The sequence below is a fragment of the Bacteroides sp. genome (assembly GCF_052357945.1).
In the GTDB taxonomy this organism is placed as follows: Bacteria; Bacteroidota; Bacteroidia; order Bacteroidales; family Bacteroidaceae; genus Bacteroides.
Genome location: NZ_DAWCXD010000220.1, coordinates 1 through 5097, shown reverse-complemented (window position 1 = coordinate 5097; position 5097 = coordinate 1). Strand labels below are relative to the sequence as shown.

At 43.4% G+C, this 5097-nt stretch carries 3 protein-coding genes; all 3 read left to right on the top strand.

The window, feature by feature from the left end:
- Nucleotides 1-2 precede the first annotated feature (2 nt).
- The 3 genes from ACT8YW_RS21645 (at nucleotide 3) to ACT8YW_RS21635 (ending at nucleotide 5036) form a co-directional block, all read left to right on the top strand.
- Nucleotides 3-1289: a DUF4995 domain-containing protein gene (locus tag ACT8YW_RS21645; RefSeq protein ID WP_444107106.1), complete on the top strand. Its 1287-nt coding sequence runs from the start codon at nucleotides 3-5 to the stop codon at nucleotides 1287-1289.
- A gap of 28 nt (nucleotides 1290-1317) precedes the next feature.
- Nucleotides 1318-3318, top strand: coding sequence for a heparin-sulfate lyase HepC (gene hepC, locus ACT8YW_RS21640; protein WP_444107105.1), 2001 nt, complete (start codon nucleotides 1318-1320; stop codon nucleotides 3316-3318).
- Between the two features lie 101 nt (nucleotides 3319-3419).
- On the top strand, nucleotides 3420-5036 hold the full coding sequence (locus tag ACT8YW_RS21635; protein ID WP_444107104.1) for a sulfatase family protein: 1617 nt from the start codon (nucleotides 3420-3422) through the stop codon (nucleotides 5034-5036).
- Nucleotides 5037-5097: the final 61 nt, after the last annotated feature.

Below are 5097 nucleotides of genomic sequence, written 5' to 3'. Positions count from 1 at the left end.
AAATGAATAACATGAAAAAGAAACTTGTTCTCTTTGCTTCGGTTAGTATTGCACTCGCGTCGTGCCAGACACCCCCAAAGGAAGACTACAGTTGGATAAAAAAAGGACTGGATGTAGCTTCTGCCCAATTACAACTTTCTGCTGAAGAGGTTAGTGGTACGGGAATGTTGCCACGCTCCATCCGTACCGGCTATGACATGGACTTCCTTTGCCGTCAGTTGGAAAGAGATTCATTAACATTTAAAGATTCCTTACGTGCACAACCTACTGCCGAGCAATTAGGCAAACGTCGCCTCTGCAACGTTTATGACTGGACGAGCGGTTTCTTCCCCGGTTCATTATGGTATGCATACGAACTGACAGGAAACGATACACTAAAAACTCAAGCCATCCAATATACAAATCTTCTGAATCCGGTACGCTATTATAAAGGTACGCATGATTTGGGATTCATGGTCAACTGCAGCTATGGCAATGCAGAACGTCTTTCACCCAACGACACCATTGCTGCTGTGATGAGAGAAACTGCCGATAACCTCTGCGGTCGTTTCAACGACTCTATCGGTGCTATCCGTTCATGGGATTTCGGAACATGGAACTTCCCGGTTATCATCGACAATATGATGAACCTTGATCTTCTGTTCAATGTAGCAAAAGCAACAGGCGACAATAGATATAAAGACATTGCTATCAAGCATGCCATGACAACCATGCATAATCACTTCCGCCCGGATTATACTTGCTGGCATGTAGTAAGCTATAACAGCGATGGTACAGTAGAACGGAAACAAACCCACCAAGGCAAGAACGATGATTCTTCATGGGCACGCGGACAGGCATGGGCTGTATACGGATATACCGCTTGTTTCCGCGAAACAAATGATAGTATCTTCCTGAACTTTGCAAAGGATATAGCTGATATGATTATGGATCGCGTAAAAACAGACGACGCTATTCCTTATTGGGATTATGATGCTCCTGTAACTAAAGAAACTCCACGCGATGTATCTGCTGCTTCTGTTACTGCTTCTGCCATGATCGAACTAAGTACCATGGTTCCCGACGGACAGAAATACCTGGATTATGCGGAAAAGATTCTGAAGAGTCTGTCAAGTGATGCATATCTCGCAAAAGTGGGTGACAATCAAGGATTCATTTTGATGCACTCCGTAGGTTCACTACCCAATGGTTCTGAAATCGACACTCCACTGAACTATGCTGACTACTATTATCTGGAAGCATTGAAGAGATTCATGGATCTGAAAGGTATCAACTACAAAGATATCTAATACATAAAATTATAACACCTATTATATCATGAATAAAACTTTAAAGTATATCGTTCTGCTTGCAATCGCATGTTTCGTAAGCAAGGGTTATGCCCAAGAACTGAAAAGCGAAGTCTTTTCAATTCTTAACCTGGACTATCCGGGATTGGAAAAAGTGAAAGCTTTGCATCAGGAAGGTAAAGATGAGGATGCTGCCAAAGCATTACTAGATTATTACCGTGCACGTACCAATGTAAAAACTCCGGATATCAATCTGAACAAAGTGACTATCAGCAAAGAAGAACAGCAATGGGCAGATGACGGATTGAAACATACATTCTTCGTACATAAAGGTTATCAGCCTTCTTACAACTACGGAGAAGACATCAACTGGCAATACTGGCCGGTGAAAGACAATGAACTCCGTTGGCAGTTGCACCGTCACAAATGGTTCACTCCAATGGGTAAAGCTTACCGCATATCCGGTGATGAAAAATATGCTAAAGAATGGGCACACCAGTATATCGACTGGATTAAAAAGAATCCGTTGGTGAAGATGGACAAGAAAGAATATGAGCTGGTAAGTGATGGAAAAATCAAAGGCGAAGTAGAAAACGTACGTTTTGCATGGCGTCCTCTGGAAGTGAGTAATCGTCTGCAAGACCAGACTTCACAATTCCAGTTATTCCTTCCCTCCCCTTCTTTCACTCCGGACTTCCTGACAGAATTCCTGGTGAACTATCACAAACATGCTATACATATCCTTGCTAATTATTCCGATCAAGGTAACCATTTGCTGTTTGAAGCTCAACGTATGATCTACGCCGGTGCTTTCTTCCCTGAATTCAAAGATGCTCCGGCATGGAGAAAAAGCGGTATCGATATTCTGAACCGTGAAATTCATGTACAGGTATACGAAGACGGCGGACAGTTCGAACTCGACCCGCATTATCATCTGGCAGCCATCAACATTTTCTGCAAGGCATTAGGTATCGCAGATGCCAACGGGTTCCGTAAAGAATTCCCACAGGATTATCTGGATACTATCGAAAGCATGATTATGTTCTACGCAAACATTTCTTTCCCTGATTATACCAATCCATGTTTCAGCGATGCTAAGTTGACAACAAAGAAAGAAATGGTGAAAAACTACAAAGCATGGAGTAAACTGTTCCCGAAAAACCAGGCTATCAAATACTTCGCAACTGAAGGTAAAGAAGGTGCATTGCCGGATTATATGTCTAAAGGATTCTTGAAATCAGGTTTCTTTGTATTCCGTAACTCATGGGGAATGGATGCTACGCAAATGGTAGTAAAAGCAGGTCCGAAAGCATTCTGGCATTGTCAGCCGGATAACGGAACGTTTGAACTTTGGTTTAACGGCAAGAATTTGTTCCCGGATTCTGGTTCGTATGTATATGCAGGTGAAGGCGAAGTGATGGAACAACGCAACTGGCACCGTCAGACTTGTGTTCACAACACAGTAACGCTGAACAACAAGAACTTGGATACGACAGAATCTGTGACTAAATTGTGGCAACCGGAAGGTGCTATCCAAACTTTAGTGACCGAAAATCCTAGTTACAAGAACCTGAAACACCGTCGTTCTGTTTTCTTTGTTGACAACACTTACTTTGTCATTGTAGACGAAATGACCGGTAGCGCCAAAGGTTCCATCAATCTTCACTATCAAATGCCAAAAGGAGAAATTGCCAACAGCCGCGAAGACATGACGTTCCTGACACAATTTGAAGACGGAAGCAACATGAAACTGCAATGTTTCGGTCCCGACGGTATGTCGATGAAGAAAGAACCGGGTTGGTGCTCAACTGCTTATCGCAAACGTTACAAACGTATGAATGTATCTTTCAACGTGAAGAAAGACGGCGAAGAAGCTGTTCGTTACATCACAGTTATCTATCCAGTTAAGAAAAGCGCAGATGCCCCTAAATTTGCAGCTAAGTTCAAGAACAAAGCGTTCGATGAAAACGGACTGGAAGTAGAAGTGAAAGTAAACGGAAAGAAACAGTCATTAAAATACAAACTATAATAAAGCTGACTAAAAAGTCGGTCGCATCTCAATTTCTCCTCCTTCCGGAAGGAAGGAAATTGGAGATGCAACCGACTTTTTAGTCACTCCCCTTCATCATTATGGAAAACTATTACACCCCCTCTGCCCTACTCCTCCCACTAGCTGCACTAAGTCTCGCTTCCTGCGGCAATCAAAAGAAAGAAGAGACCAGACAACCGAACATCATCTTCATGATGACGGATGACCATACCACTCAAGCAATGTCCTGTTACGGAGGAAATTTGATTCAGACTCCTAACATGGACCGGATTGCCAACGAAGGTATCCGTTTTGACAACTGCTACGCTGTCAACGCTCTTTCAGGACCTTCACGCGCCTGCATCCTCACCGGTAAGTTCAGCCACGAGAATGGTTTTACCGATAACGCCAGTACGTTCAACGGAGATCAGCAGACATTCCCCAAACTGCTTCAACAAGCCGGATATCAGACTGCAATAATTGGTAAATGGCATCTTATCAGTGAACCGCAAGGATTCGATCATTGGAGCATCCTTAGCGGCCAACACGAACAAGGTGACTATTATGACCCTGATTTTTGGGAAAACGGGAAGCATATTGTAGAAAAAGGATACGCTACGGATATTATTACTGATAAAGCCATTGAATTCCTCGAAGGTCGCGACAAGAACAAACCTTTCTGCATGATGTATCATCAGAAAGCTCCGCACCGCAACTGGATGCCTGCTCCCCGCCATCTGGGTATATTCAACAATACCACTTTCCCGGAACCAGCTAATCTGTTCGACGACTATGAAGGCCGCGGAAGAGCAGCCCGTGAACAGGATATGTCTATCGAACATACACTGACAAACGACTGGGACCTCAAATTGCTGACTCGTGAAGAGATGCTGAAAGATACCACCAACCGTCTTTACAGCGTATACAAACGTATGCCTATTGAAGTTCAGGATAAATGGGATTCTGTATATGCCGGACGCATTGCCGAATACCGCAAAGGTGACCTGAAAGGCAAATCATTAATCAGCTGGAAATATCAGCAATATATGCGTGATTATCTGGCGACAGTTCTGGCAGTAGACGAAAATATCGGCCGACTGCTGAATTATCTCGAAAAAATTGGTGAGCTGGACAACACAATCATTGTCTACACCTCCGACCAAGGTTTCTTCCTTGGCGAACATGGCTGGTTTGACAAACGCTTCATGTATGAAGAATGTCAACGCATGCCGCTTATTATCCGTTATCCGAAAGCAATTAAAGCAGGAAGTACCAGTAATGCCATCAGCATGAATGTGGACTTTGCTCCTACTTTCCTCGACTTTGCCGGAATAGAGATTCCATCGGATATCCAAGGAGCCTCCCTGAAACCGATATTGGTGAATGAAGGCAAAACTCCTGCCGATTGGCGCAAAGCTGCTTATTATCATTACTACGAATACCCTGCAGAACATTCTGTGAAGCGTCATTATGGTATACGCACGCAAGACTTCAAATTGATTCATTTCTACAACGACATCGACGAATGGGAAATGTATGACATGAAAGCCGACCCAAGAGAAATGAACAATGTCTTCGGCAAACCGGAATATGCTGAAAAACAAAAAGAGCTGATGCAACTGCTTCAGGAAACTCAAAAACAGTATAAAGATACAGACCCGGATGAAAAGGAAAAGGTTCTTTTCAAAGGTGACAGAAGACTGATGAAAAATCGCTAAATGATAATTTTGCGGAGTGCCCTGAAAGGGCTTAATTATATAGCGTAGGGCAACGCCCTAC

What these genes read in the sequence shown, in the direction of transcription:
- ACT8YW_RS21645 (WP_444107106.1), top strand. Translation starts at nt 3, where the DNA reads ATGAATAACATGAAAAAGAAACTTGTTCTCTTTGCTTCGGTTAGTATT.
- hepC (WP_444107105.1), top strand. Translation starts at nt 1,318, where the DNA reads ATGAATAAAACTTTAAAGTATATCGTTCTGCTTGCAATCGCATGTTTC.
- ACT8YW_RS21635 (WP_444107104.1), top strand. Translation starts at nt 3,420, where the DNA reads ATGGAAAACTATTACACCCCCTCTGCCCTACTCCTCCCACTAGCTGCA.